Source organism: Pantoea sp. B65 (assembly GCF_047308185.1).
In the GTDB taxonomy this organism is placed as follows: Bacteria; Pseudomonadota; Gammaproteobacteria; order Enterobacterales; family Enterobacteriaceae; genus Erwinia.
Genome location: NZ_JAHXPU010000020.1, coordinates 102,221 through 128,552, shown reverse-complemented (window position 1 = coordinate 128,552; position 26,332 = coordinate 102,221). Strand labels below are relative to the sequence as shown.

The 26,332-nt window shown below is 55.1% G+C and carries 22 protein-coding genes; 14 read left to right on the top strand and 8 right to left on the bottom strand.

Translation table 11 applies throughout. The features are described from left to right. The first annotated feature begins 88 nt into the window (after positions 1-88). On the top strand, positions 89-1,099 hold the full coding sequence (locus JWF83_RS09400) for a LacI family DNA-binding transcriptional regulator (RefSeq protein ID WP_413649938.1): 1,011 nt from the start codon (positions 89-91) through the stop codon (positions 1,097-1,099). 128 nt (positions 1,100-1,227) lie between these two features. Here the strand turns inward: JWF83_RS09400 and flhA are convergent, their stop codons facing one another. From flhA to hypA, 6 genes are all read right to left on the bottom strand, one after another. Further along, on the bottom strand, positions 1,228-3,312 hold the full coding sequence (flhA, locus tag JWF83_RS09395) for a formate hydrogenlyase transcriptional activator FlhA (RefSeq protein ID WP_413649937.1): 2,085 nt from the start codon (positions 3,310-3,312) through the stop codon (positions 1,228-1,230). 73 nt (positions 3,313-3,385) lie between these two features. Continuing rightward, complete coding sequence (gene hypE / locus JWF83_RS09390; protein ID WP_413649936.1) at positions 3,386-4,408, bottom strand: hydrogenase expression/formation protein HypE; 1,023 nt, start codon at positions 4,406-4,408, stop codon at positions 3,386-3,388. Continuing rightward, on the bottom strand, positions 4,405-5,538 hold the full coding sequence (hypD, locus tag JWF83_RS09385; protein WP_413649964.1) for a hydrogenase formation protein HypD: 1,134 nt from the start codon (positions 5,536-5,538) through the stop codon (positions 4,405-4,407). Before hypD ends, hypE begins: the two co-directional genes overlap by 4 nt. Continuing rightward, positions 5,525-5,821: a HypC/HybG/HupF family hydrogenase formation chaperone gene (gene hypC / locus JWF83_RS09380; protein ID WP_413649935.1), complete on the bottom strand. Its 297-nt coding sequence runs from the start codon at positions 5,819-5,821 to the stop codon at positions 5,525-5,527. Before hypC ends, hypD begins: the two co-directional genes overlap by 14 nt. Further along, complete coding sequence (gene hypB, locus JWF83_RS09375) at positions 5,812-6,588, bottom strand: hydrogenase nickel incorporation protein HypB (RefSeq protein WP_413649934.1); 777 nt, start codon at positions 6,586-6,588, stop codon at positions 5,812-5,814. The genes hypC and hypB overlap by 10 nt, the downstream gene beginning before the upstream one ends. Positions 6,589-6,619: 31 nt before the next feature. Beyond that, positions 6,620-6,964, bottom strand: a complete 345-nt coding sequence (gene hypA, locus JWF83_RS09370; protein WP_413649933.1) for a hydrogenase maturation nickel metallochaperone HypA — start codon at positions 6,962-6,964, stop codon at positions 6,620-6,622. A 396-nt stretch (positions 6,965-7,360) separates the two neighbouring features. On the opposite strand from hypA, the gene JWF83_RS09365 reads away from it, so the two are divergent. The 13 genes from JWF83_RS09365 to JWF83_RS09305 all read left to right on the top strand — a co-directional run bounded on the left by JWF83_RS09365 (position 7,361) and on the right by JWF83_RS09305 (position 21,989). Then, on the top strand, positions 7,361-7,828 hold the full coding sequence (locus JWF83_RS09365; protein ID WP_413649932.1) for a formate hydrogenlyase regulator HycA: 468 nt from the start codon (positions 7,361-7,363) through the stop codon (positions 7,826-7,828). Between the two features lie 141 nt (positions 7,829-7,969). Further along, entirely contained in the window at positions 7,970-8,653 is a 684-nt protein-coding gene (locus JWF83_RS09360) for a 4Fe-4S dicluster domain-containing protein (RefSeq protein WP_413649931.1), read from the top strand. Further along, on the top strand, positions 8,650-10,551 hold the full coding sequence (locus JWF83_RS09355; protein ID WP_413649930.1) for a proton-conducting transporter membrane subunit: 1,902 nt from the start codon (positions 8,650-8,652) through the stop codon (positions 10,549-10,551). The genes JWF83_RS09360 and JWF83_RS09355 overlap by 4 nt, the downstream gene beginning before the upstream one ends. A 10-nt stretch (positions 10,552-10,561) precedes the next feature. Then, a complete protein-coding gene (locus JWF83_RS09350) occupies positions 10,562-11,515 on the top strand; it encodes a respiratory chain complex I subunit 1 family protein (RefSeq protein ID WP_413649929.1) in 954 nt (317 codons plus the stop codon). Positions 11,516-11,559: 44 nt separating this feature from the next. Beyond that, a complete protein-coding gene (locus JWF83_RS09345) occupies positions 11,560-13,284 on the top strand; it encodes an NADH-quinone oxidoreductase subunit C (protein ID WP_413649928.1) in 1,725 nt (574 codons plus the stop codon). A gap of 15 nt (positions 13,285-13,299) precedes the next feature. Beyond that, the gene (locus JWF83_RS09340; RefSeq protein WP_413649927.1) at positions 13,300-13,857 is read left to right on the top strand and encodes a formate hydrogenlyase complex iron-sulfur subunit; all 558 of its coding nucleotides are present in this window, start codon (positions 13,300-13,302) and stop codon (positions 13,855-13,857) included. Further along, entirely contained in the window at positions 13,854-14,651 is a 798-nt protein-coding gene (locus JWF83_RS09335) for an NADH-quinone oxidoreductase subunit B family protein (protein ID WP_413649926.1), read from the top strand. Before JWF83_RS09340 ends, JWF83_RS09335 begins: the two co-directional genes overlap by 4 nt. Continuing rightward, positions 14,648-15,121, top strand: a complete 474-nt coding sequence (locus tag JWF83_RS09330; protein WP_413649925.1) for a formate hydrogenlyase maturation HycH family protein — start codon at positions 14,648-14,650, stop codon at positions 15,119-15,121. Before JWF83_RS09335 ends, JWF83_RS09330 begins: the two co-directional genes overlap by 4 nt. Next, the gene (hycI, locus tag JWF83_RS09325; RefSeq protein WP_413649924.1) at positions 15,114-15,593 is read left to right on the top strand and encodes a hydrogenase maturation peptidase HycI; all 480 of its coding nucleotides are present in this window, start codon (positions 15,114-15,116) and stop codon (positions 15,591-15,593) included. The genes JWF83_RS09330 and hycI overlap by 8 nt, the downstream gene beginning before the upstream one ends. A gap of 222 nt (positions 15,594-15,815) precedes the next feature. Beyond that, entirely contained in the window at positions 15,816-16,361 is a 546-nt protein-coding gene (hydN, locus tag JWF83_RS09320) for an electron transport protein HydN (protein ID WP_413649923.1), read from the top strand. A gap of 23 nt (positions 16,362-16,384) precedes the next feature. Next, complete coding sequence (gene fdhF, locus JWF83_RS09315; protein ID WP_413649922.1) at positions 16,385-18,553, top strand: formate dehydrogenase subunit alpha; 2,169 nt, start codon at positions 16,385-16,387, stop codon at positions 18,551-18,553. A gap of 99 nt (positions 18,554-18,652) precedes the next feature. Continuing rightward, positions 18,653-20,971, top strand: a complete 2,319-nt coding sequence (gene hypF / locus JWF83_RS09310) for a carbamoyltransferase HypF (RefSeq protein ID WP_413649963.1) — start codon at positions 18,653-18,655, stop codon at positions 20,969-20,971. Beyond that, positions 20,964-21,989, top strand: coding sequence for a HoxN/HupN/NixA family nickel/cobalt transporter (locus JWF83_RS09305; RefSeq protein ID WP_413649921.1), 1,026 nt, complete (start codon positions 20,964-20,966; stop codon positions 21,987-21,989). Before hypF ends, JWF83_RS09305 begins: the two co-directional genes overlap by 8 nt. A 59-nt stretch (positions 21,990-22,048) precedes the next feature. Here JWF83_RS09305 and JWF83_RS09300 read toward each other — a convergent pair whose 3' ends face one another. Then, a complete protein-coding gene (locus JWF83_RS09300; protein WP_413649920.1) occupies positions 22,049-22,873 on the bottom strand; it encodes a Cof-type HAD-IIB family hydrolase in 825 nt (274 codons plus the stop codon). Positions 22,874-23,419: 546 nt separating this feature from the next. Beyond that, positions 23,420-25,849, bottom strand: a complete 2,430-nt coding sequence (bamA, locus tag JWF83_RS09295; protein ID WP_413649919.1) for an outer membrane protein assembly factor BamA — start codon at positions 25,847-25,849, stop codon at positions 23,420-23,422. Positions 25,850-26,332 lie beyond the last annotated feature (483 nt).

Genomic DNA, 26,332 nt, shown 5'->3' with positions numbered 1-26,332 from the left:
AAATGTTTGCGTTAACATTGTAAATCCGTGATGCGCAGCGGCTGGATAACCGCGGCATCAGGTCAGAAATTTCAGCATCAGGATTCATATGAAGACGGCAAAAACCCAGCGTAAAACCCCAACCCTGGATGATGTAGCGCGCAGCGCGGGTCTCTCTTCGATGACCGTCAGTCGGGCGCTGAATACCCCCCATCAGGTTCGTCCTGCCACCGTGGCAAAAGTAATGGAGGCGGTAAAGACAACAGGCTATATCCCTAATGCGTTAGCTGGCGGACTGGCCAGCAGCAAAAGTCGGCTGATTGCGCTAGTGGTACCGCAGATTAACAATAATATGTTCGTCGACACCATTCAGGCGCTCAACGATGAGTTAGCCCGCTCGGGCTATAATATGCTGCTGTGTGTCAGCGGCTATGCGGAAGAAAGCGAGTCTGACATCGTTGCCAGCATCCTTTCCCGGCGACCGGACGGTATCGTTTTAACCGGCATTCATCATACGCAAACGCTGAAAAAAGTGATCCTGCAGGCGGCGATCCCGGTAGTCGAGATCTGGGATATGACACCGACGCCAGTGGATATGCTGGTTGGGTTTTCCCATGAAAAAGTCGGTATCTGCCTCGGTAATTATCTGGCCAGGAAAGGATATTCCCGGCCAGCGCTGATCTGGACAGACGATCGTCGCGGCATGCAACGCAAACAGGGACTGACGGAAGCCCTTTATCAGCACGGCATTGCCCTTGCCGGTCAGGTCACGGTGCCACTGCCCGCGTCGCTACAGTCTGGTCGTCAGGCATTGGCGGAACTTCTGCGTAATGGCAACCCCTGTGATGTGATGGTTTGCAGCTCTGACACACTGGCGCAGGGGGCGATTATGGAAGCACAGGCGCGTCAGCTGCAGATTCCGCAACAGCTGGCGGTTATCGGGTTTGGCGATCTGGAGTTTGCCGCATGGAATCAACCCGCAATCACTACCGTGCGCATTGATCGTCTGGCCATCGGGCGCACGGCAGCCAGGTTGCTGGTGGCCAGGCTTGCCGGAGAAGCCGTAAGCGTGCCGATCGTGGATATTGGTTTTACGATTATTGAACGTGGCTCAGCGTGAAATATGCGCACGGGTAGCAGAAGTGACATTGTGGAGGCGTATGACAGTACGCCGCTGGCCGATTAAATCCTGTCGCGGCTTCATTGCGGTTGACCACGTCCCGGCGCCAGGCCGGGACGTGGTACGCTTCAGCGCGGGGTAATTCCCAGTTTTTTCATCCGTGATAATAAAGTGGTGCGCTTTAAACCCAGCCGTTGCGCTGCTCCGCGCGGCCCGGCCACGACGCCATTCGTCTCCCGGAGGACCTGCAGGATCCGCTCACTCTCTTCCAGATCACGCTCTGGCGATGGCGCGGTGACGATCCCGGCGTTCATCTCCTGCGGCGGCGCCACACTGAAATTCAGCTCGGGAAGCTGCATATTCAGCACCGTCCCCTGCGTTAGCAATACTGCGCGCTCAATCACGTTTTCCAGCTCACGCACATTGCCGGGCCACTCCATCTTACTGAGCTGGCTCAGCGTTTCAGCCGGAATGCTGTTAATTGTGCGCTTCATGCGTCTGGCGATCTTATAGGTCAGAAATTTCACCAGCTGGGGAATATCCTCCGGGCGCTCGCGTAGCGGAGGGATAATGATCGGAAATACATTGAGACGGTAGAAAAGGTCACTGCGGAACTCACGATCGCTAACCATCTTCTGCAGGTCGCGATTGGTGGCGGCAATCAGACGCACATTTACGGATATCTGCTTATTGCCCCCCACCCGCTCAAACTCACGCTCCTGCAAGATACGTAATAGCTTGGGTTGCAGCTCCAGCGGAATTTCCCCTACTTCATCGAGAAACAGCGTCCCTTCATCAGCCAGCTCAAAGCGGCCCATGCGCTGGGACGTTGCTCCGGTAAACGAACCTTTTTCATGACCAAACAGATCGCTTTCCATTAAACCGGCAGGCATGGCGGCACAGTTCATTTTTACCATCCGCTGATGACGGCGATTGCTCAGATTGTGAATCGCCCTGGCAATCAGCTCCTTACCGGTACCGGTTTCACCGAGGATCAGTACCGTACAGTCGCTTTTAGCCACGATTTCAACCTGTTTAAGCACTGCCGACATGGCGGCGCTACGCCCGACAATATCTCCAAAGTCCGGATTATCGTTGTTGATTTGCTCATTCAGATACAGGTTTTCATGCTGCAGCTTCTCTTTCAGTTTTTTGATTTCCTGATAAGCCAGCGCATTGTCCACCGCAATTGCCATACGTTCGGCAATTTGCTGTAGCAGGCGTAAATTGGTATGACTGAAATGGTCTGGCTTACCCTGCGCCAGCTTGAGAACGCCCAGCGTTTTGTCACCAAAACTCAGCGGCAGCACACACAGCGTCTGAGTCTGCTCCTTCCATAACGTAAACAGGTGCCGTTCATAACTGGCCAGTTGATCGGAAGGCTGCAGATTCTGTAACAGCATTTCACCCCGCTCCATCACCTGCTGCTCCAGCGTCCCCGCGCGCGCCATATGGTAATGTTCACGTTCAGCAACGTGGTGTTGAATATAGTGAGTGGTATAGACGCTAAACTGGTCGCTGTCGTCTTCGCACAACATAATGCTAATGGCATTCAGCTTAAAGAAGTGGTGGACGGTACTGGCTATTTCGCCGATCAAATCATCCAGATCCAGTTTTGACAGTACGGCGTTAGTGACATCCACTAAAATTCGATAGTCATCCCGCTCGTGGCAGATCTGCGTTTGCTGTAATGCTGCCGCTTCGCGTGACTGGATCTGCTCCACGCCCAGCGCAACCAGCGTCATTAATTGCTGCAGCCAGCCGCACTCTTCCGGCGTAAAGGGGCGCGCCTGCAGACGCATAAACTCACACCCTCCCAATAGTCCACTGCTGACCACTACCGGCATCAGGCAGTAATCGGTAAACGCGGGATAGAAATGCAGGGCGCCCAGCTGCGGGAAACGCTGCCGCAGGGCATCGCCCTGCCAGCACTGGAATTGGGCATTATTTTGTAACTGCCGCACCGGGCCATTGGCCAGCAGCGTCTCATCTTCATACCTGACCGGCTGATTATGCTGGTCGATACCATTAAAACTAACACGTTGGCTGTCTGCAGAAATAAGGACCAGCGTTACCACGTCAGCAACACCGGCTTTTTGCACCAACTTCGTCACATAGTCCATCAGCGCAGCAAAAGATCGCTGACTGAGCAGTGTTTGCGCCAGTTCTACTAATCCGTAATGGGTGTGGATCTCGGAGTTTGCAATCTGCATGAAGTACTCAGCATATAAAAATTCACATGACAAAAAGTCTACCGCTTTACAGACAGCAGACTCTTTGCCGGGATCAACAAATACGGGGTAAAGGCTCGCCGTGCGGCAACATTAACTGACGCGTAATCCCCAACCTGCCGCGCAGCTGTACCCGGGAGCCGTCAGTCACTTTACCAATAGTCGTGGCGTCAGCGCCCAGCGGATGCGCGCGCAGCGCCTGCAATACTGCCGCTTCCGCCTGTTCTGTCACCACGATGACCAGTTTACCTTCATTAGCGAAATCGAGCGGTTCCAGCCCCAGCAGCTCGCAGATGCCGCGTACTGCGGGTTTTACCGGCAGCGCATCCTCCACGATTTCGATACCCAGCCCGCTGGCAGCCGCGTACTCATGCAAAATGGCATTCACCCCGCCACGGGTCGCATCGCGCAAAGCATGGACTCCGCGCATGGCGCGCAATGGCGCAATCATGCCGCTTAGCACCGCACAGTCGCTGACCAGCCCCAAATCCATGCCGAGATTTTCGCGTAAATTGAGGATCGCGGCGCCATGATCGCCCAACGTGCCGCTGACGATAATCCGATCCCCACTGGCGATCTGCGCGCCTCCCCAGTTGAGTCCGCTGGGAATAACACCGACGCCCGCGGTATTAATAAAAATTTTATCCGCCGCCCCGCGCTGTACCACTTTGGTATCCCCGGTGACAATAGCAATACCGGCATCGCGGGCGGTCGCCGCCATCGAACTGACCACGCGTTCAAGCGTGTCCATCGGCAGCCCCTCTTCCAGAATAAAGCCGCAGGATAAATAGGCCGGTGTGGCGCCACTGACCGCCAGATCGTTAGCGGTGCCGCAGACGGCCAGCTTGCCAATATCTCCGCCGGGGAAAAAAATCGGGTCAATCACATAGCTGTCGGTGGTAAAGGCCAGCCGGTCACCCTGGGCGGTCAACGCCGACAACATCAGCCGCGCCCCGTCTTCGCGCTGACTCAGCCACGGGTTATCGAATGCCTGCAGAAACAGCCGTTCAATTAATTGTTGCATGGCGCGTCCACCGCTGCCATGCGCCATGGTGACCACTTTACTGCTGTCATTCATTGGCTGCTCTCCTGTCCGGCTTCTTCATAACGATACTGATACCAGGCTGCACAGGCGCCTTCCGAGGAGACCATCAGCGCACCAAAAGCATTTTGCGGCGTACAGCGGCGACCAAATAGCGGACACTGGTGCGGCTTGCAGCGACCGGTCAGCACCTCGCCACAGCGGGCCTGCGGATCGTCGGCTACCTGTTGCATCATCGGGCGAAAACGCTGCTCGGCATCAAAAGCGGCATACTCGCGGGTGAGGGTAATACCTGAACCGGCGATAATCCCCAGCCCACGCCATTCACTGTCGCCATGAAGCGCAAACACCTCTTGCATCGCCCGCTGCGCCAGTAAATTGCCGTGGTCCGCCACTACCCGACTGTACTGATTCTCGGTGCGTGGCGACTGCTGGCAAAACTGACTGACCAGCATTAACACGCTTTGCAGCATATCCAGCGGCTCGAAACCACTCACCACCAGCGGCCTGGCATATTGCTGACTGATAAAATCATACGGGTGAATGCCAATCACCATACTGACGTGGCCCGGTGCCAGAAAGGCATCAATGCGCGATTCTGGCGCCTGTAATAAACTGCGCAGGGTCGGGATCAGGCTGATGTGCTGACAAAAAACGCTAAAATTGCCAATCTCTTCCCGCCGCGCCTGTTGCAGCGTCACTGCGGTCACCGGCATGGTGGTCTCAAAACCAAGGGCAAAAAACACCACCTGCTGCTGCGGATTTTCCCGCGCCAGTTGCAGGGCATCCATCGGTGAGTAGACCACACGCACATCGGCACCGCGTTCGCGTGCCTGTAACAGCGATCCCTGTTTTCCCGGTACCCGCAACGCATCACCGAAAGTACAGAAAATCACCCCGGGATGCGCAGCAATCTCACAACAGGCATCAATCCGTCCCATCGGCAGCACGCAAACCGGGCAGCCGGGGCCATGAATAAATTCGATATTGTCAGGCAGCAGTTTATCGAGACCAAACTTAAAGATGGCGTGAGTATGGCCGCCGCACACTTCCATTATCTGCATCGGCTTCGCCGCGCTGAATGGCAGCTGCTGCGCACGCAGCCGGAGCTGTTCAAGCAGTTGCTGCGCTAACTGCGGGTCGCGAAACTCATCAACGTAACGCATCATCGCCCCCTTCACCGCGCATAAACAGGCCGACATCCGGCTCCACTTCCTGCATGGCATACAGCGCCGCCAGCGTGTCCTGCGCCTGCTGTTCATCCAGCAGACTCATGGCGAAACCGACATGAATCAGCACCCAGCTTCCCAGCAACGCGCTCAGCGGCTGTCCCTCCGTCGCCACCAGCGCGACATTCACCTCGCGCCGCAAACCGCAGACCTCAGCCCAGGCATGATCGCGGCGGCTGTCGTGCAACGCGACGATCTGCCCCGGAATGCCTATGCACATGAGACTGCTCCGCTGTCAGCGCGTTGGGCCGCCAGCCACTCCAGCCACTGCTCCATCCCTTCACCACGGGTCGCGGAGAGCACAATAACCGCTATCCGGGGGTTCACCTGACGGGCATTGGCAATACAGAGTTCGACATCAAAATTGACGTAAGGCAGCAGATCGACTTTATTGACGATCATCAGGCTGGCGGCGGCAAACATATGTGGGTATTTCAGCGGCTTATCATCGCCTTCGGTGACCGACAGCACCGCAACTTTATGTTTTTCGCCGAGGTCAAAGCTGGCCGGACAGACCAGATTGCCGACATTTTCAATAAACAGCAGGCTGCGCACGCCGGGTGATAACTGGTGGACGGCATCGTGCACCATTTGCGCGTCAAGATGACACCCTTTGCCGGTATTGACCTGAATCGCCGCCACCCCGGTGGCGCGGATGCGGTCAGCATCACGCGTGGTCTGCTGATCCCCTTCAATCACCGCGCAGTCAACCTGTGGCGACAGACGTTTCAGCGTTTCGGTCAGTAACGTGGTTTTGCCGGAACCGGGGCTCGACACCAGGTTCAGCGCCAGAATCTGCGCCCGGGCAAAATGCTGGCGGTTATGCGCAGCAATATGATTATTTTTTGCCAGTACATCGATTTCAATATCCAGCATGCGACGCTGGCTGATCCCGGGCGCAAACGGCAAATTCGTCTGTCGGGCCGGTGTGCCGCTGATGCCCTCAATACGTAGCTCACCGCTGGCGCAACCACAGGTACTGCACATAATATTCTCCTCAGACGCCGACTGACGCCGGTTATTCAATTTCAATGCGTTTGATTTTCATTCCATCATCGGCAACCACCCGCAAATTACGTCCGCCACATTGCGGGCAGATCAGCGCCTTCGGGCTGAGTAGCTGACACGGCTGCTGGCAATCGTAGCACCAGCTTTGCGCGGCGGGCGTCAGCAGATGTAGCTGACATCCCTGCGCCAGCGTTTCACGACACACCAGTTCAAAACAAAAATCCAGCGCTTCCGCTTCCACACAGGAAAACGCACCGATTTCCAGCCAGACGGCGGTAATCCGTCGCGCATTATTGTTCTGCGCATGTTGCAGCATAATTTCCACCGCATTCTGGCACAGGGTTATTTCGTGCATCCTTCCTTCTTATTACCCTGACGGATAAATAGCAATCTCAGGTTAATGCTAACCATTGCAAATAAGATGCCAGAGTATAGGTTGCTATTTTTAATCGCGTAAAATAGCAACCGGAGTTTATTTTTTCGCAGTTTAATTGATGGCGAAAATACGCAGTCAATTATGACGAAAATAGTCGTCATCGTCATCGCCAGTGTCATCAGTACGCGAAGCCATCATAGTAAATAAAGAATCTAATGCATTGATAAGTTACGTATTATTTTCATTTTAACCAAACTGGCACGTTTTATGCCATATCAGGGGTCAACACCCAGGGCATCGTAGCGGGCTGAACAGTTTACCCTCTGACGAAATGGCCCTTCACCCTGAATTTGAACGACCGGAAAGGTAATAAACATGAGTACAATCAGCGAACTGACTGACAAAGCAGACTATATCGCCAGCAAAAACAAGTGTCTGAAAATCCACTGGCACACTTACAGCAACAGTCTGACAGCGGCGATAACCCAATCAAATAAGAAGATAAATCATGAGTTTATCTGCGGTGATGGTCAGGATATCCGCTTTATGTTGTTTGGCTATTTTATCGTCCGCATCCAGCTCAGCAATGACTTTTACAGTCAGGACATTATTTACAGCATCAATATCGCCGCGCCCGATCAGCCGGACGAACTGCGTCAGTTTGCCCATGCCAGCTTAGGTGAAGATGGACGCATTGACGGCAGCGTCGATATCCGCGACCGCAATGCGGTGCTGGAGCATTACCTCAATAACATCGCCACCATTTATCAATGTTTATTTGATTCAATTCATGACAATCATTCCAGCTATCAGCAGCTGAGAAAATTACTGGATGTTGCCTGACGGTAAATATTCTGACTCGTTTCAGCAATGCATTGTTTAATTATGGGCTGTTCAGTGATGCCATTTTTTAATGGCATAACTGTCGAAATGTCATTTTAAATGCCGTTTTCGTCAAAAATGACGAAATAACAAGGAACCTTCATGAACCGCTCCGGGGTAATGAATAAATCGCCATCTGAGCCCGCCGTAGCCAGCAATCAGTTTGTTATTGCCGATGCCACACGCTGTATTGGTTGTAACACCTGTATGGCCAGTTGCTCACAGGAACATCGCCAGGTCGGGTTGCAGGATGCGCCACGTCTGCAGGTGATGCGCAATGAGCGGGATTCCGCACCGGTGATGTGCCATCAGTGTGAGGATGCCCCCTGCGCACAGGTTTGTCCGGTGAACGCCATCACCCGCCAGGATAACGCCATCCAGCTCAACGAGAATCTGTGCGTCAGTTGCAAACTCTGCGGCATCGCCTGCCCGTTCGGCGCTATCCGTTTTTCCGGCAGCCGGCCTGTCGCCATCCCGCGCGACTGCAATACCAGTAAGGCCCTGCCCGCACCCGCCGACCCACGGCCGCTAAGCGGATTCCTTGACTGTGTCCCCGGCCTGCGCGCCGTGGCGGTGAAGTGCGACCTGTGCAGTTTCAGTAGCGAAGGCCCGGCCTGCGTACGTACCTGCCCGACCAACGCCATAACGCTGGTGACCGCCGGGTCGATGCGCCATGCCAGCGAACTGAAAAGGATAAATGCGATGAATGCTTTTGATCAGGATGCGCAGCTGTTTAGCCAGCCCAACCTGAGCGCCGGTAGCTCGCTAAGGGAGCCAAAACCATGATCGCTTCACTGCTTAATGCGCCCACCCTGTTGTCGCTGGCGCTTATGGCTTATCTGCTGTGCGCGCTGGCGGGCTGGTTACTCAGGGCATGGCCGGCTTTCGCCTGCGGTGTGCAGGGGTCGGTCAGCGCGCTGGCAGCGCTACTGGCCACCGTTGCCGCCGGGCTAATGCTACCGCTGTCGGCGCCGGTTGCCGCTGACCTGCCGTGGTTGCATTTCCCGGTTGAATTTAGCGCGCTGAATGCGCTGTTACTGCTGGCGATTTCTCTGCCAGCGCTGTTTAGCGCATTATACAGCACCGCAGCCAGCAGCGCGGCGGCGGCGAAGAAAAGCGCACGCAGCGCCGCGCCGATCAACCTGATGCTGGCCGCGCTCACTGCCGCTATTCTGGCGGCGGATGCCCGCTGGCTGGTGCTATTGATCGAAGTGGCGGCACTGTGCGCTTATTTCCTTACCGTGCTGGATGGCGACAGCAAAAGCCGCCGCGCCGCCCTTAACCAGTTTCTGTTTTCCCGCTGCGGCACCCTGTGTCTGATACTGGCCTTTACATTACTGTGCCATGCCACCGGCAGTAGCACGCTGGCGCTGGCCCGTACCCTACCGCTCTCTGCCGCGCTGCAATCCACCGTATTTATTCTGGCGCTGATCGGTTTTGGCATTTATGCCGGGGTGATCCCGCTACATGGCTGGGTGCCGCAGTCACATTCGTCGGCTGCGCCGCAGGCGGCTGCGCTGTTCTCCGGCGCGCTGATGAAAATCGGGGTGATGGGGATCGTGAAAATCGGGCTGGATCTCCTCGGTACTCCGCCGCTGTGGTGGGGCGTTGTGGTACTGGCGCTGGCGCTGATCACCGCGTTTATCGGGGGTTTATATGCCCTGATGGAACACGATTTGCGCCGTCTGCTGGCTTATCACACGCTGGAAAATATCGGCATTATTTTGCTGGGTATCGGCGGCGCGATGCTGGGCGTGGCGTTGCAGATGCCCGCTTTTGCCGCGCTGGCGCTGCTGGCAGGGTTATTCCATCTGGTTAATCACAGCCTGTTTAAGACCGCGCTGTTATTAGGTGCCGGGGCGATTGAACAGCAGACCGGGATAAAAGATATCGAGAAGCTGGGTGGCCTGGCGCGTCGTATGCCGTGGATCGCCGCCGCAATGCTGGTCGCGCTGATGTCGATGGCCGCCCTGCCGCCGCTTAATGGCTTTGCCAGCGAATGGCTGCTGTATCAGTCGCTGTTTCAGCTCAGTGCCGGTCACAGCATTATCGGCCGGCTGATCGGGCCACTGCTGGCGGTCGGTCTGGCCCTCACTGGCGCGCTGGCGCTAATGTGTATCGCCAAGGTGTTTGGCGTCACCTTCCTCGGCGCCCCACGTAGTGATGGCGCTGCCAGCGCCGGGCGTCTCCCTTTACCCGTCACCTTCAGCCTGCTGATGCTGGCATTGCTATGTCTGCTGATCGGTATCGCCGCCCCGTGGATCACCCCGCTGCTGGCTGGCGTGGCGTCATCGGTGCTGCAACTCCCTCTGCTGGCGGTCGGCCAGCGCGGCGTACTGTATACGGCGACGGCGGCGGTCTCTCCGGCGATGATCGCCATTTTGCTGCTGTCGCTACCGTTACTGCCGCTGCTGCTTGCCAGCCTGTTGCGCGGTGCGCGTTTGCCGGAACGTCTGCGCGGCGATGCCTGGGCCTGCGGTTACGGGCACTCAGCGGAGATGGTGGTCACCGCCAGCGGTTTTGCCCAGCCGCTGCGGGTGATGTTTGCGCCACTGTACCGCCTGCGTCGTGTGGCGACGGCAGAACGGCTGGCCAGCGTAGTGCATGGCGGCTGGCTGGCAACCCTGTGCCATCGTCTGGCGTTTATCGAGCTGGCCACGCTGTTGGTTATCACTTTTGCCTGAGGAATTGACTATGGCTTTCCCCACTTTACTTGCCTGGCCGCTATGGCCGCTGGCCCTGCTGCAGGCACTGATGTTACTGGCGCTGGCGCCCTGGTTTGCCGGGTTTAATCGCGTGCTGCGCGCAAAAATGCACAGCCGTCGCGGTCCCGGGGTACTGCAGGAATATCGCGATATCGCGAAACTACTGAAACGCCAGAGTGTCGCGCCTGCGGCATCCGGTATGGCATTTCGCTGTATGCCCTATCTGCTGATCGGCGGCCTGCTGGTGATTGCCACCGCCCTGCCAGTGGTGACTTTCGCCACACCACTCGGCGCGGCGGGCGACTTACTGACGGTGATTTATCTGTTCGCCGTGGTACGTCTGGTGTTCGCCCTTGCCGGGCTGGATACCGGCAGCACTTTTACCGCCCTGGGCGCCAGCCGCGAAGCGGTACTTGGCGTACTGGTGGAACCCATTCTGTTACTCGCGCTGTGGGTTGCCGCTCTGGTTGCCGGCTCTACCAGTCTGAGCGCCATCAGCCGCACGGTGGCGCACTGGCCGCTCGCTTCCAGTCTGACGCTGCTGCTGGCCGGACTGGCCTGCGCGTTCGCCACTTTTATTGAAATGGGCAAATTGCCGTTTGATATGGCTGAAGCGGAACAGGAGCTGCAGGAAGGTCCGCTAACGGAGTATTCCGGCGCCGCGCTGGGGGTCCTGAAACTGGGGATCAGCCTGAAACAGCTGGTGGTTCTGCAGCTGTTTGCCGGTCTGTTCCTGCCGTTTGGTCTGGCAGAGCGTCTCGCTGCCGGGCCACTTTTACTGGCACTGATCCTGTGTCTGCTGAAATTAATTATCGCGGTACTGCTGATTGCGCTGATTGAAAACAGCGTCGCCCGGCTGCGCTTTCTTAAAACCTCCCGCGCCACCTGGGCGGGATTCGGACTGGCGTTTCTGGCGCTGGTTTCCTGGCTGGTTGCGGGCTGACCGGGCATTTTTCTGCTCCCGCCGCGGCGGGAAGAGGCTATGTAATGAGTGAGATAAATACCGAATTAAACCGCAATCCGGTTGGATTGCACTATCTGGCGGCACTGGAAAAACAGTTCCCTTCCGCGCTGGTCGACAGTAGCTGGCAGACCGATACCCAGGCTACCGTCACCATCAAACTGAATGCCCTGCCGGAAGTCGTGGAGTGGTTGTACTACCAGCAGGGCGGCTGGCTGTCGGTGCTGTTTGGTAATGATGAACGCACACTGTGCGGCAACTACGCGCTGTACTATGTGCTGTCGATGGAACAGGGCGTGAAGTGCTGGATCACTATCCGCGCCGAAGTTGACCCGATTTCACTGGAATTCCCTTCGGTGACCCCGCGGGTGCCTGCTGCGGTCTGGGGTGAACGCGAAGTGCGTGATATGTACGGGTTGCGACCGGTGGGGCTGCCTGATGAGCGTCGTCTGGTGCTGCCGGATGACTGGCCGGACGATCTCTGGCCGTTGCGCAAAGATGCCATGGACTATCGTCAGCGCCCGGCGCCGACCAGCGATATGGAAACCTATCCGTTTATTTCCGCTACCAAAGCCGACAATAAAATCGTGCCGATCGGCCCGCTGCACGTCACTTCTGACGAACCCGGCCATTTCCGTCTGTTCGTTGACGGTGAAGATATTATTGATGCCGATTACCGACTGTTTTATGTCCATCGCGGTATGGAAAAACTGGCGGAAACCCGCATGGGTTACAACGAAGTCACCTTCCTCTCCGATCGGGTATGCGGCATTTGCGGCTTTACCCACAGCGTGGCTTACACCTCCTCGGTGGAGAATGCCATGGGCATTGTCGTACCGGAACGGGCGCAGATGATCCGCTCAATTCTGCTGGAAATTGAACGCCTGCACAGCCATCTGCTTAATCTCGGCCTCGCCTGCCATTTTGTCGGTTTTGACTCCGGCTTTATGCAGTTTTTCCGCGTACGTGAGCTGTCGATGAAGATGGCGGAAATCCTCACCGGGGCACGTAAAACTTACGGCATGAATCTGATTGGCGGCATCCGCCGCGATATTCTGAAAGACGACATGATTCAGACCATTGCGCTGGCGGGTAGCATGCGCCGTGAGCTGGCCGACCTGACCGATATTTTGCTCAGCACGCCGAATACCGAACAGCGCAGCGTTGGTATCGGTTTACTCGATCCGCAGGTGGCGCGTGATTTCAGTAATGTTGGCCCGATGGTACGTGGCAGTGGTCATCGCCGCGATATGCGCCAGGACCATCCTTATGCCGGTTATGCCAAACTGCCGTTTGAACTGTGCAGTGAAACGGGTAACGACGTCTATTCACGACTGAAAGTACGCATTCACGAAGTGTTTAATTCGCTCAATATGATCGAGTTTGGTCTGCAATCGCTGCCCGCAGGGCCACTGGCCGTGGAAGGCTTTAACTATATTCCGCACCGCTTTGCGCTGGGATTTGCTGAAGCGCCGCGCGGTGATGATATCCACTGGAGCATGACCGGCGACAACCAGAAATTATTCCGCTGGCGCTGCCGTGCCGCAACCTACGCCAACTGGCCGACCCTGCGCTATATGTTGCGCGGCAATACGGTCTCCGACGCGCCGCTGATTATCGGCAGCCTTGATCCCTGCTACTCCTGCACCGACCGCATGACGGTGGTCGATGTGCGTAAAAAAACCTCGCTAGTTATCCCGTACAAAGAGATCGAACGCTACGGTATCGAGCGGAAAAACTCGCCGCTCTGACCGGAGGAACAACGCATGCTGAAACTGATTAAGAAAATCATCAAAACCGGGGGCGCAACGCTGGAATATCCGGCGAAACCGCTCGATCTGTCCGCCGACTTTCGCGGTAAGCCAGAGTATAACCCGCAGCAATGTATTGCCTGCGGCGCCTGCGCCAATGCCTGCCCGTCGAATGCACTAACCATGACCACGGCTGACGACGGCAATAGCCTGCGCTGGTCGCTGTTTTTGGGCCGCTGTATTTTCTGCGCCCGCTGCGAGGAAGTCTGCCCCACCGCCGCCATCAAACTGTCACAGCAGTTTGAACTGGCGGTATGGCGCAAAGAAGATCTGTTTGAAACCGCCGACTTTGCGGTCTGCCACTGCCAGCAATGTGGTCAGCCCTATGCGCCGCAGAAAGAGATCGACTTTGCGCTGGCCCTGCTGCAGGAGAACCAGGGACTCAGCGCGCAGGAAATGGAAAACCATCGCCGCCAGTATGAAACCTGCCCGGCCTGCAAACAGCAACAGCATTTGACGCCGGCATCACGGATTAATATTGGCCGCCACCTGACCAGCGGGAGCCGGTTATGACTCAGACACTGATTGGCCCGCGCGATGCGAATGGTCTGCCAATACCGATCACGCTCGACCAGAGCATCGCCAAACTGAAAACCACGCTGTTGCAGGATATTCGCCGGTCCGCCTACGTCTATCGCGTTGACTGTGGCGGCTGTAATGGTTGCGAAATTGAAATTTTCGCCGCGATTTCCCCGCTGTTTGATGCCGAACGTTTCGGTATCAAAGTGGTGCCGTCGCCGCGTCATGCCGATATTTTGCTGTTTACCGGCGCCGTTACCCGTGCAATGCGCGTTCCTGCCCTGCGCGCCTGGAACTCCGCCCCGGATCCTAAAATCTGTATCTCTTATGGCGCCTGCGGCAACAGCGGCGGCATCTTCCATGACCTGTACTGCGTCTGGGGCGGTACCGACAAAATTGTCCCGGTTGATGTCTATATTCCCGGCTGTCCGCCAACCCCTGCCGCCACCATTTATGGCTTCGCCATGGCGCTGGGGCTGTTGGATCAAAAAATTAAAGGCCAGCAGCACGATGAGACCGCGGGCGTGGCGGCGGCGCTGTTACATCCACAGATCCCGCAGCCGTTGCGCGTGTTACTCGATCGCGAAGCCCGGCGGATGGCCGGTTACCGCTATGGCCGTCAGATCGCCGATCAGTTTATGCAGTTGCTGGTCGAAGACGACGCGCGGCAAGTCGATAAGCGTGTGGATGATTTCCTCGCCGACCGCGGCGATCTGCGCCTGAATGAAATCGTCGGCAGTTTAATGCACATCTATCAACAGGTGCGCAATGGCGAGGTGCGGTTATGAATGACCAGCGCTACGCCCGCCACCAGCCGCACGCCGGAGACCGCTACTTCGGTAGCGGAAAAGTGGTGTTCTACGCGCTGCACAGCAAATTTGTTGATGAAAAGAGCGTGCAGGCGCAAACATCGCCAAAAGCCCGGGAGGTGGTCTATTACAGCCTGGCGATTGGTCATCATCTTGGGGTGATTGACTGTCTGAAAGCGCAACTGGTCTGCCCGCAGGCAGACTATCAACAGTGGCTGGAAACCTTACCGCTAAACAGCGAGGCGCGCCGTAAGCTGGCTGGCGTACAGCAGTTTGGTGAAATCAACATCGATAACAGCCACACCCACCTGCTGGCCTGCGCCCTCAGCAAAGCGATGCCAGTGATGAATGAACAGCAACAGGGCTGGAGCCAGCAACTGATCGCGCTATTGCAGCAAATCGAAAATGAGCCGGCAGTCTATCTGCTGGTAAGGAAATACGATGCCTGAAAACAAGGTTCTGTTGTGTGTCGGTAACAGCCTGATGGGCGATGACGGCGCCGGTCCACACCTGGCCGGGTTGTGCAGCGCCAGTGCGCTTCCCGGCTGGACGGTCATTGACGGCGGCGTCGCGCCAGAGAACGACGTGCACGTTATTCGTGAGCTGAACCCGGCACAGCTGGTGATTGTCGACGCCACCGAAATGGCGCTGCAACCCGGCGAGATGCGCATCATAGATGAACATGACATCCCCGAAATGTTCATTATGACCACGCATAACATGCCGCTGACTTTTTTGATCGAGCAGCTTCGTCAGAGTATCGACTGTATTACCTTTGTCGGCATTCAGCCGGATGTGGTGGCGTTTTACTATCCGCTCAGCGAAGCGGTGGAGCAGGCGGTGTCACGACTGCATCACCTGCTGCTGCAGGGAGATATTACGGCACAGATCGCCCGTTTCCAGGCGGTGACCGTTGTCTGACTTCGCCTCGTCAGATCTGTCGACAGGGTGTCGATGTCAGCTGTCAGTGACACTTTCTTTTCGTCACTATGGCAGCATCGAAAATAACTCGTTGTTTTTAAATGAGATAAAAAACCAAACGGCCTGGCATGTTTTATGCGTAGCACCCGTCAGAAAGTTATTGCAACGCTGGTCACCGCTGGCGTCAGTCATAGTCAATATCAACAGAACCAGGAGTAGAGGATGAACCGGTTCATTATCGCCGATCCGAAAAAGTGCATCGGCTGCCGTACCTGTGAAATTGCTTGCGTTATGGCGCATAGCGATTCGCAAGATATCTCGCTGCTGAACGCCGCCACATTCGCCCCACGGCTGCATGTGATCAAAGGAGTGAACATCAGCACCCCGGTGTTATGTCGCCAGTGTGAAGACGCACCTTGCGCCAATGTCTGCCCTAATGGCGCCATCAGCCGGAGCAACGATCATGTACAGGTGATGCAGGAACGCTGCATCGGCTGCAAAACCTGTGTCGTCGCCTGCCCTTACGGCGCGATGGAAGTGATCACCAAACCGGTGTTTCGCCAGAACGGCGCCGCCCTGACGACCAGTTCGGACAAGGCGGAGGCGCATAAGTGCGATCTCTGTCAGGGCCGTGAACAGGGTCCGGCCTGCATGGAAATTTGCCCGACCAAGGCGTTGTACGCCATCGACCGTAATCTGTTGCAGGAGATGAACAGCGAGAAGCGCCGCCGCGCCGCGCTGGATAGTACCTCCCCGCTGCTGTTTTAACCTCGGAAAGAGGAAGGAAGATAATGAAAAAAATTACCACTGTCTGCCCATACTGTGGAGCGGGCTGTAAAATGAATCTGGTGGTGGATAACGGCAAGATTATTCGTGCCGAAGCGGAAAATGGCGCAACCAATCAGGGTGAGCTGTGCCTGAAGGGGTATTACGGCTGGGATTTCCTTAACGATACCAAATTGCTTACGCCGCGCCTGACACAACCCCTGATCCGTCGTGAAAAAGGCGGCAAATTTTCCGCCGTCAGCTGGGACGAAGCGATCCGCTATACCGCGCAGCGGCTGAAAGAGATCAAACAAAAATATGGTCCGCGCGCCATTATGCACACCGGCTCTTCACGCGGTACCGGTAATGAAACTAACTATGTCATGCAGAAATTTGCCCGGGCAGTGATCGGCAATAATAATGTCGACTGCTGCGCACGCGTCTGCCATGGTCCATCCGTAGCCGGTTTACAGGCCACGCTGGGTAACGGCGCCATGAGCAACTCTATCGGCGATATCGAAAATTCAAAATGCCTGCTGGTGATCGGCTATAACTGCGCCGATTCACACCCGATTGTCGCCCGTCGGGTGATCAAAGCGAAAGAAAACGGCGCCCGGGTCATCGTCTGCGATCCCCGCCGTATTGAAACCGCACGCATTGCTGACCAGCACCTGCAAATCAAAAACGGCTGCAATATGGCGCTGGTGAATGCATTCGCCTACACGCTAATCGAAGAAAATCTGTATGACCACGATTACGTCGCCAAATACACCGAAGGGTTTGAGGCATACCGTGAGCATCTGGCGAACTACTCACCGGAAGCCGTTGAAGCGCAGACCGGTGTCACCGCCCAGCAAATCCGTCAGGCAATGCGCACCTACGCCAGCGCCCCTTCGGCCACCATTATGTGGGGCATGGGCGTCACCCAGTTTGGTCAGGCGGTAGACGTGGTAAAAGGTCTTGCCAGCCTGGCGCTGCTGACCGGTAACCTTGGCCGGGCTAATGTCGGCGTCGGTCCGGTACGTGGTCAGAACAATGTGCAGGGCGCCTGTGATATGGGCGTACTGCCGAATGAATTCCCGGGCTATCAGTCAGTCACCGATCCGGCGGTGCGCGCCAAATTCGCCAAAGCCTGGGGGATTGATGCGGAGAAAATGGATGCGGAAGTGGGCTACCGCATTACCGAAATCCCGCATCTGGTGCACGAAGGCAAAGTGAAAGCCTACTATATTATGGGTGAAGACCCGTTACAGACGGAGGCCGATCTCGGACTGGTGCGCGGGGCATTTGAAGAGCTGGAGTTTGTGGTGGTGCAGGACATCTTTATGACCAAAACCGCCGAACAAGCCGATGTCATTTTACCGTCCACCTCCTGGGGTGAACATGGCGGGGTATTCTCCTGCGCCGACCGCGGTTTCCAGCGCTTTGAAAAAGCCATTGAGGCGAAATATAATGTGAAACGCGACTGGGAGATCATCAGTCTGCTGGCCACCGAACTGGGTTATCCGATGCACTATAACGATAACCAGCAGATCTGGGACGAGATGCGTGAACTCTGCCCGCTATTTTATGGCGCGACCTATGAAAAAATGGGGCGTCTGGGCCATATCCAGTGGCCATGTCCGACCCTTGATCACCCGGGCACACCGTTCCTGTATCAGGATAACCACTTCACCACGCCGAGCGGCAAAGGTCAGCTGTTTGCGGCTGAATGGCGCGCGCCGGCCGAAGTCCCTGATGAGAGTTACCCGCTGGTGCTGTGTACCGTGCGCGAAGTCGGCCACTACTCCTGTCGTTCCATGACCGGCAACTGCGCCGCATTGCAAACGCTGGCCGATGAGCCAGGCTTTGTGCAGATCAATCCACAAGATGCTGCGGTGCTGGGTATCCATGACCAGCAACTGGTCTGGGTCGCTTCGCGCCGCGGTAAAGTCATTACCCGCATTAACTTTAATGAACGTATTAATGTGGGCGCCGTCTATATGACCTATCAATGGTGGATCGGTGCCTGTAATGAGCTGACCCAGGAGAATCTGGATCCGATCTCCAAAACGCCGGAGACCAAATACTGCGCGGTGAAACTGGAACCTATCGCTGACCAGCGCTGGGCCGAGAACTATGCTCAACAGGCTTACAGCGAGATGAAAGCCCGTCTGCGCAGCGCGGTAGAAGATGTCGGTGTGGCCGGTCTCTGAACGACAACAACCACGGGCGCAGGCTACTGCGCCCCTGCCGGGTCGCTCGCGGCGACAGGCTAAACCATGTGCCATTGGCAGGTGATGAAATTGTCTGGTATGTCAGATTCCGGCTTGCTGGTTCGTGTCAGAGGTAAAGTACAGGGCGTTGGTTTCCGCCCTTTTATCTGGCAACTTGCCCGTCGTTTACAGCTCCAGGGTGAGGTGCACAACGATAATGACGGTGTTGAGATCCGGCTGCTACAGCCGCTAAACGTCGATAATTTTCTGCGTGAGATGCAGCAACAGTGTCCGCCACTGGCGCAGATTGACAGCATCAGCCTGTCCCCTTTTTCCTGGCTCAGCCGTCCGGCTGAGTTTCATATTCTTCACAGCCAGTACGGCACCATGAATACCCAGGTGATACCCGATGCGGCCACCTGCCCGGACTGCTTACGCGAAATGAACGACGCGACTGACAGGCGTTATCACTATGCGTTTCTTAACTGTACCCACTGCGGTCCGCGCTTTACGCTGATCCACCAGATGCCCTACGATCGTGCCGCCACGTCGATGGCCCCCTTTCCCCTGTGCGCAGCCTGCGCCGAAGAGTATCGCGACCCTGCCGACCGGCGATTTCACGCCCAGCCGGTGGCCTGCCCGGATTGCGGGCCGCAACTGTATGCCGCCACGGCCGACGATCGGCTGCTGGCCACGGCCGACGCGGCTCTATTGCTGGCGGTAACAACCTTACGCTCAGGCGGGATTGTGGCCATCAAAGGGGTGGGCGGCTTTCATCTCGCCTGTGATGCCACTTCAGCAGCGGCGGTAGCCCGGTTACGCGCGCGCAAAAGACGCCCCGGCAAACCGCTGGCGGTGATGCTGCCTGACTGTCACTGGCTGGCAGCCTGTACCGATGTCAGCGCGCTTGATCCGCTACGGGCGCTGTTACAGTCCGCGGCCGCACCGATTGTACTGGTTCCTCAGGCGCAGAGTTCCCCCCTGTGTGCCGCGATTGCCCCTGGCCTGCATGAGGTGGGGTTGATGTTGCCCTCCTCTCCACTGCAGCATTTACTGATGCAGCAAATAAACCTGCCGCTGGTGATGACTTCCGGTAATGCGGCAGGTCACGCACCGGCGCTGACTAACGCGCAGGCGCTAAGCCAGTTGCACGATATTGCCGACTTATGGCTACTGCACGATCGGGAAATTGTGCAACGGGCGGATGACTCGGTGGTGAGATTCAGCGTCAGCGGTACGGAAATGTTGCGCCGCGCGCGCGGCTTCGTACCGGATGCTATTGAACTGCCGCCGGGCCTGGTCGCCGCTTCGCCGTTACTGGCGGTGGGCGGCGATCTGAAAAATACCTTTTGTCTGATCGAAGGTCGCCAGGCGCTGCTCAGTCAGCATCTTGGCACCCTGGAGAACAGTGATATTTTCCGGCAGTGGCGGCAGACAGTGGATCACTTTTCCCGTCTGTTTCACTGCGTTCCACAACATCTGGCCTGCGATGCCCATCCGGCCTATCTCAGCCATCAGTGGGCACAGCAGCAGCCGCTGGCCATAACGCAGGTTCTGCACCACCATGCGCATATGGCCGCCTGTCTGGCGGAGCATCACTGGCCGCTGGATGGCGGAGCGGTAATTGGGCTGGCGCTGGATGGCATCGGTTACGGCGCCGACGGCGAGTTGTGGGGGGGAGAATGTTTGCAGCTTGATTACCGGCAATGTGAACGTCTCGGCGGGCTACCGGCGGTGGCGCTGCCGGGCGGCGAACGCGCGGCGCAGCAACCCTGGCGTAATCAGCTGGCGCAGTGGCTGCGCTTTGTCCCCGACTGGCAGCAACGACCTGAAGCCACTACGCTATTAAACCAGCCGTGGCAAACGCTGGCAAAAGCTATCTCGGGCGGCATTAACGCGCCGCTTGCTTCCTCTTGCGGTCGTCTGTTTGATGCGGTTGCCGCCGCATCAGGCTGTGCGCCTGAGACGCTAAGCTGGGAAGGTGAAGCCGCCTGCCATCTGCAGGCGCTGGCGCAACAGGCGCAGGGGCAGCCTCACCCCATCCGGTTTGAACTGCTGTTCAGCGCGCAGGGAATGACGCTCGATCTGGCTGGTTTCTGGCGACAATGGCTCGACTGGCCGGCAACGCGCGCTGCCCGCGCATGGGCATTTCATGACGCGCTGGCGCAAGGACTGGCCGCGATGGCGCATCATGCCGCCCGTCAGCGCGGCCTGAATACCGTAGTACTTGGCGGCGGGGTGATCCATAACGCCTTGCTACTTGACTGCCTGCGCCGCCATTTAGCTCCATTGCAGATCCTGGTACCACGGGCCATTCCGGCCGGTGATGGCGGACTGGCGTTTGGTCAGGCCGTAGTGGCCTGCGCCCGCCTGCAGGCATCAATCTCTTCGCACTCAAATAAGGACTCTCATGCTTAACTCCGCATTTTTCCGCAGCCAGCGGCGCGCCTGCTGGCTGCTGCTCGGACTGGTTACGCTTAATGTTGTCGCGTGGATCTGGGCTTTCGCCCTGTTCAGCCAGCATGCCGGGCTGATCGCCGCCGCCGTGCTGGCTTATGGCTATGGTTTGCGTCATGCCGTGGATGCCGACCATATCGCCGCCATTGACAACGTCACCCGTAAGCTGATGCAGCAGGGGCAGCGCCCGATCGCTATCGGCGCTTATTTCTCTCTCGGCCACTCCAGTATTGTGGTACTGGCCTGTGTGGCTATCGCCGCCACTTCACTGCTGTTCGGCGATAAAATCGACTGGCTGCATCAGTATGGCAGCACCATCGGCACCCTGGTCTCTTCCCTGTTTTTATTGCTAATGGCAATGGTGAATGCGGTGATCCTGCGTGATGTCTGGCGGCGTTTTCAGCAGGTCAAAAGTGGCGCGCCATTCGCTCAGTATGATGATCTGACCATGCATCAGGGTGGCATAATGACCCGGCTGTTCCACTTTGCCTTTAAGCTGGTCAACCGCAGCTGGCAAATGTATCTGGTTGGTTTTCTGTTCGGACTGGGATTTGATACGGCGACCGAGATTGGTCTGCTGGGCATTTCAGCGGCCGGTGCGTCGTCCGGTATGTCGGTGTGGAGTATTATGGTGTTTCCGGTGCTGTTCGCCAGCGGCATGGCGTTAATCGACTCACTCGACAACTTTGTTATGGTCGGCGCCTACGGCTGGGCGTTTGATAAACCGGTGCGTAAGCTCTATTACAATATGACCATCACCGCCACCAGCGTAGCGGTCGCCCTGTTTATCGGCGGGCTGGAGGCGCTGGGTTTGCTGGCGGACAAATTTGACTGGCATCAGGGCCCATGGCTGATTATCGATAGTCTGAACAGCAATATGGCCAGCGTCGGCTATGGCGCCATCGCCGTTTTCATCATTTTCTGGCTAATTTCGCTGCTTAATTACCGGCAAAAAGGCTATGACCAGTTAGGAGGCTGACCGCCATCCGGCATATCGCTGCCAGCGTTACAGTGACTGCGATATGCCGCCCGGCGCGGTTAACCGGCGCAGCGATTAAAAGGGGATTCCCCTTTTAATAGCTTATCGATAATATCCAGCACCGCTTCGTCATTGTTATGCCCCGCCTGATAACGCGCGACCCGTTTGATCTCCTCGCTGGCATTGGCCATGCTGAAACTGTAACCCGCCTGCGCCAGCATCTCGCGATCGTTACCGCTGTCACCGATCGCCACTACCTGCTGGCTGGAAATCCCCCACCTCTGCTGTAGCACTTGCAGTCCGTGCGCTTTATGAGTACCGGGAATAATCAGGTCAACAAAACCAAACCCGCTGGTTACCGGGGTCAACGTGCCATTCAGCGCGCGACTGAGATGTGCTTTGACCTGCGGAATATGATGATCTTCCAGCGTCAGCGCGATTTTAAAAATATCATCGCCAATCTCCTCCATCTGTTGATAACGCTGCAGACGGTGGTAATGCCGCGACATCAACGCCACCACGCTGTCAGGTGCGCTCTGGTGTAACCATGCGGTTTGTTTTCCGCAGACTACAGTATAGAGATCGCGGAACTGCTCAAGTTCCCGCAGGATATTCACCACCTGGCTACGCGGAATATGGCCGCAAAAAACCTGCTGACCTTCGCTGATCACCCAGGCGCCATTTTCCGCCACAAACGAAATTTCCCCGGCAATATCAGGAAAAAAACTCAGTAGTTGGTAATACTGATTGCCACTGGCGACCACAAAGCGTATCCCCTGCTGGCGCATTGACTGGTACTGCTGCTGAAAACGTTGTTTGTTATAGGTTTTATCCTCACTGAGGAAGGTCCCGTCCATATCGACTGCGACTAATTTTACTGACACGCCCGCACCTGTTAGCTGAGTGGAATTAATAGTGATAAAAGTTTACCAGGCAGAAAAAGCTTTAGGATAATTCTATGCAAAAAAGGGGAGCATAACACTATGCAAAAAAGGGGAGCATAACAGGGATGTATCTTACGGAATCGATCCCCTTTTCTCCCCCCTCTGCCCTGCGGCGTGGTAATGGTCAGGCAGTGATGCCCGCCGTCGTAAAGGAACACGCGGGAAGGATAAAACCTGAGAGCAACAGAAAAAGTTAAAGACAGGTCACCGGCGAAAGTGACCCGTCTTTATTACTGCGCTACATTTTACACTACAACTTGCATAACAACGATATTGTGAGTGGCTTGCTCAGAACCATTTCACCGCACTAATTTAGCAGGTTAAAATTATTTATGTCGTCAATGTATTGCTACCGTACTGTAATTCTACTGTAAAAGATTAGCCTGTAAATAGAACGCATAAAAAAACCACCTGATAACAGGTGGTTGAATATTTTTCGCCAGACGATTTCCCCGCGATTTAATAGCCCGGGCTCAGTCTGGGCTATTACCAGGTTTTGCCAATATTAAACTGGAACTGTTCCGCTTTATCATCCTGATATTTTTTAATCGGTAATGCATAGGAGAAAACAAGCGGCCCTAATGGCGACTGCCACTGCAAAGCAAAACCGGCCGAAACGCGGATTGTCATCGGATCACTGTAGTCCGGAATACCCGCGGCGGTGGTTTGCGCGGTGTTTTCCCAGCCGGTATCCCAGACATTACCTGCGTCAATAAACAGAGAAGTACGCAACGCGCTTTCATAACGTTCGCTGATAAACGGCGTTGGAACAATTAATTCAGCACTGGCAATCGCCATGGCGTTACCGCCAACCGCATCGTCAGAGCTTTCCACCGGGCAGGCGCTATAGCTGCTTTCACTGCCATTGCAGCGATAGTAAGCGGCCTTTGGACCCACGGTATTGGTCGAGAAGCCCCGGATCGAACTGGAGCCGCCGGCATTAAAATTATCGTAGAACGGTACTTCATTGCCGCCGAAAGCACCGGCATAGCCGGCCTTAGTCCTGCCCATTAACACCCAACGGTGATCGTCGCTCAGCGGCAGATAGCCGTTAGCCGTAAAGGTACTTTTATAATAACTGTTGGTTGATCCCGGGATGGTTATTTTGGTATTAAAGTTGGCAGTAATACCGGAGGTGGGAAAGAAACCACGATCAAGAGAATTATAACTCCAGCCAAGATTAGTGAACAGATCGTTCGCGGTAAATGTCACATCACTGGAACCATCATCATCGACAGTACGGGTGGTTACCGCTGGATTAACGCCATTAGCCTTAAGGTATTTCCACATTGAAACTTGCGGCGACATATTGCTTAATTTATTATAGACATAATCAAGCCCCAGATTTAAATGGTTGTTCTCATTCACCGGAAAGCTTAAGGTACTGCCAAGACCAAAACTCTTCAGGTTATATTCTGATAAGTCATTATCTTCCGCACTATAATCATTATAAAATATTTTTCCCCCAAGGCTGACGCCATCGACGGTAAAATAGGGTTGAGTGGCGGAGATTTCCACATAACTCTGATAATCATTTTTCGTCCCGGTGAAACTGACAGTATCGCCGGTTCCCAGCCAGTTATCCTGACTGACGCCAACCTGGAAACTGACCCCGCTGTCGGTGCCAAAACCAATACCAAAATTAAACGTACCGGTATTGCGTTCTTTGACTTTATATAGCACGTCAACCTGATCGTCAGAGCCCGCGACGCGCTGAGTATCGATGTCGACCGTTTCAAAGTAGCCCGTCCGGTTTAAGCGCTCTTTACCCTTCTCGACCAAATCGCTTCCCAGCCAGGCCCCTTCCATCTGCCGCATCTCACGGCGCAACACCGAATCTTTGGTGGTATCATTACCGGAGAATCGGATATGGCGCACATAGAAGCGCTTTCCGGCATTGACGTGGAAATTGACCCTGACGGTTTTATCTGCCTCATTGATTTCCGGTTGCGTGTTCACCTGAGGATAAGCATAACCATAGCGGCCCAGTATTTCCTTTATTTGATTCTCTTTTTTAGTTATCACTGCCGCACTGTACAACTCTCCCGGAGCGATGGCGCAGGCGACTTCAATTTCTGCTGCATAACCGGCCATATTGCCGTCGACTTTAACCCCGGAAATCTTATATTTCCCACCCTCAGCAATGCTGATGGTGATATACAGGGATTTTTTATCCGCTGTCATGCTCACCTGTGCCGATTCAACTGTGAAATGGGCATAGCCGCGATTTAAATAAAAGCTTTTAATCGCTTCAATATCTGCCGCCAGCTTCTGTTTCTGATATTTTTGATCGCTGGTTAAATTCCACCACGGAACATCATCACGCAACTGCATTTGCGACAATATTTCCTCTGTAGAGAAATCATTATTGCCAATCAGGTTAATTTGCCTGATCTTTGCGGATACCCCTTCGACAAAGATCAGCTTTAAATCGACACGATTGCGTGGTAAAGGGGTAGTTGTCGCCTGAACTTTAGCCTGGTACTTACCCACACTGTAATAATAGTCCTCCAGACCATTTTCGATCGTCGCCAGCGTTGCGCGGTCTAATGATGCGCCGACAGTGACGCCGGAAGCCTGCAGGTTTTGCCTGAGCTGATCTTCCTTTACGGCTTTATTACCATAAAATGTAATATTAGCGATAGTTGGTCGCTCTTTTACCACCACGGTTAACGTATTCTTATCAGTTAATAACTGAATATCGTCAAAATTCCCGGTCGCATACAGAGAACGAATAATATTGCGCATATCCTCCTCGCTTAGAGTATCGCCCACCCGCACAGGCATACTCAGCAACATTGCCCCCGGAGTCACTTTCTGCAGCCCTTCAAAATGAATGTCTTTTAGCAAAAAATCATCGGCGCCGTAGGTGGCTGTCGCTACGAATAGCAGAAAGGCCAACAAATTTTTCTTCATGGATTAAAACTAGCCCTATAATAAATGGTATTTAGCATGGCTTTATTTTGATAAAACCTGTATCTGGCAGGTTAACTGCCGATGACTTGTGTTTATATTTAAAAATAATCATCTTAAATGACAGTAATAACTTACAAGAATTCATTGGAAAGCATGCTTTTTCCAAATTATTACATTAGCAAGACATAATATTTTCAATTAATTTTCGGCATTAAAACCCGCAACGCCAGGTTAATAGAAACAGATAAACAGTATTTCTTTCACCGCGGACGGCGTTTCTCCGCGGCAAAATCCTGCCCCCTTCCTTACTGGCTTTCCCGCCGCTGCAACCTCAACCACTGCGTTCACTTCAGCTTCATTCCCTGCCACAATCAATCGAAATAAAAGATTTTATCTTTCATTTAACCTTTTATTTGAAAGGTAAATGCTTCATTTTGTGATCCATACGATTTTTTTAGATCCAACTTACGATCTAAATTGTAT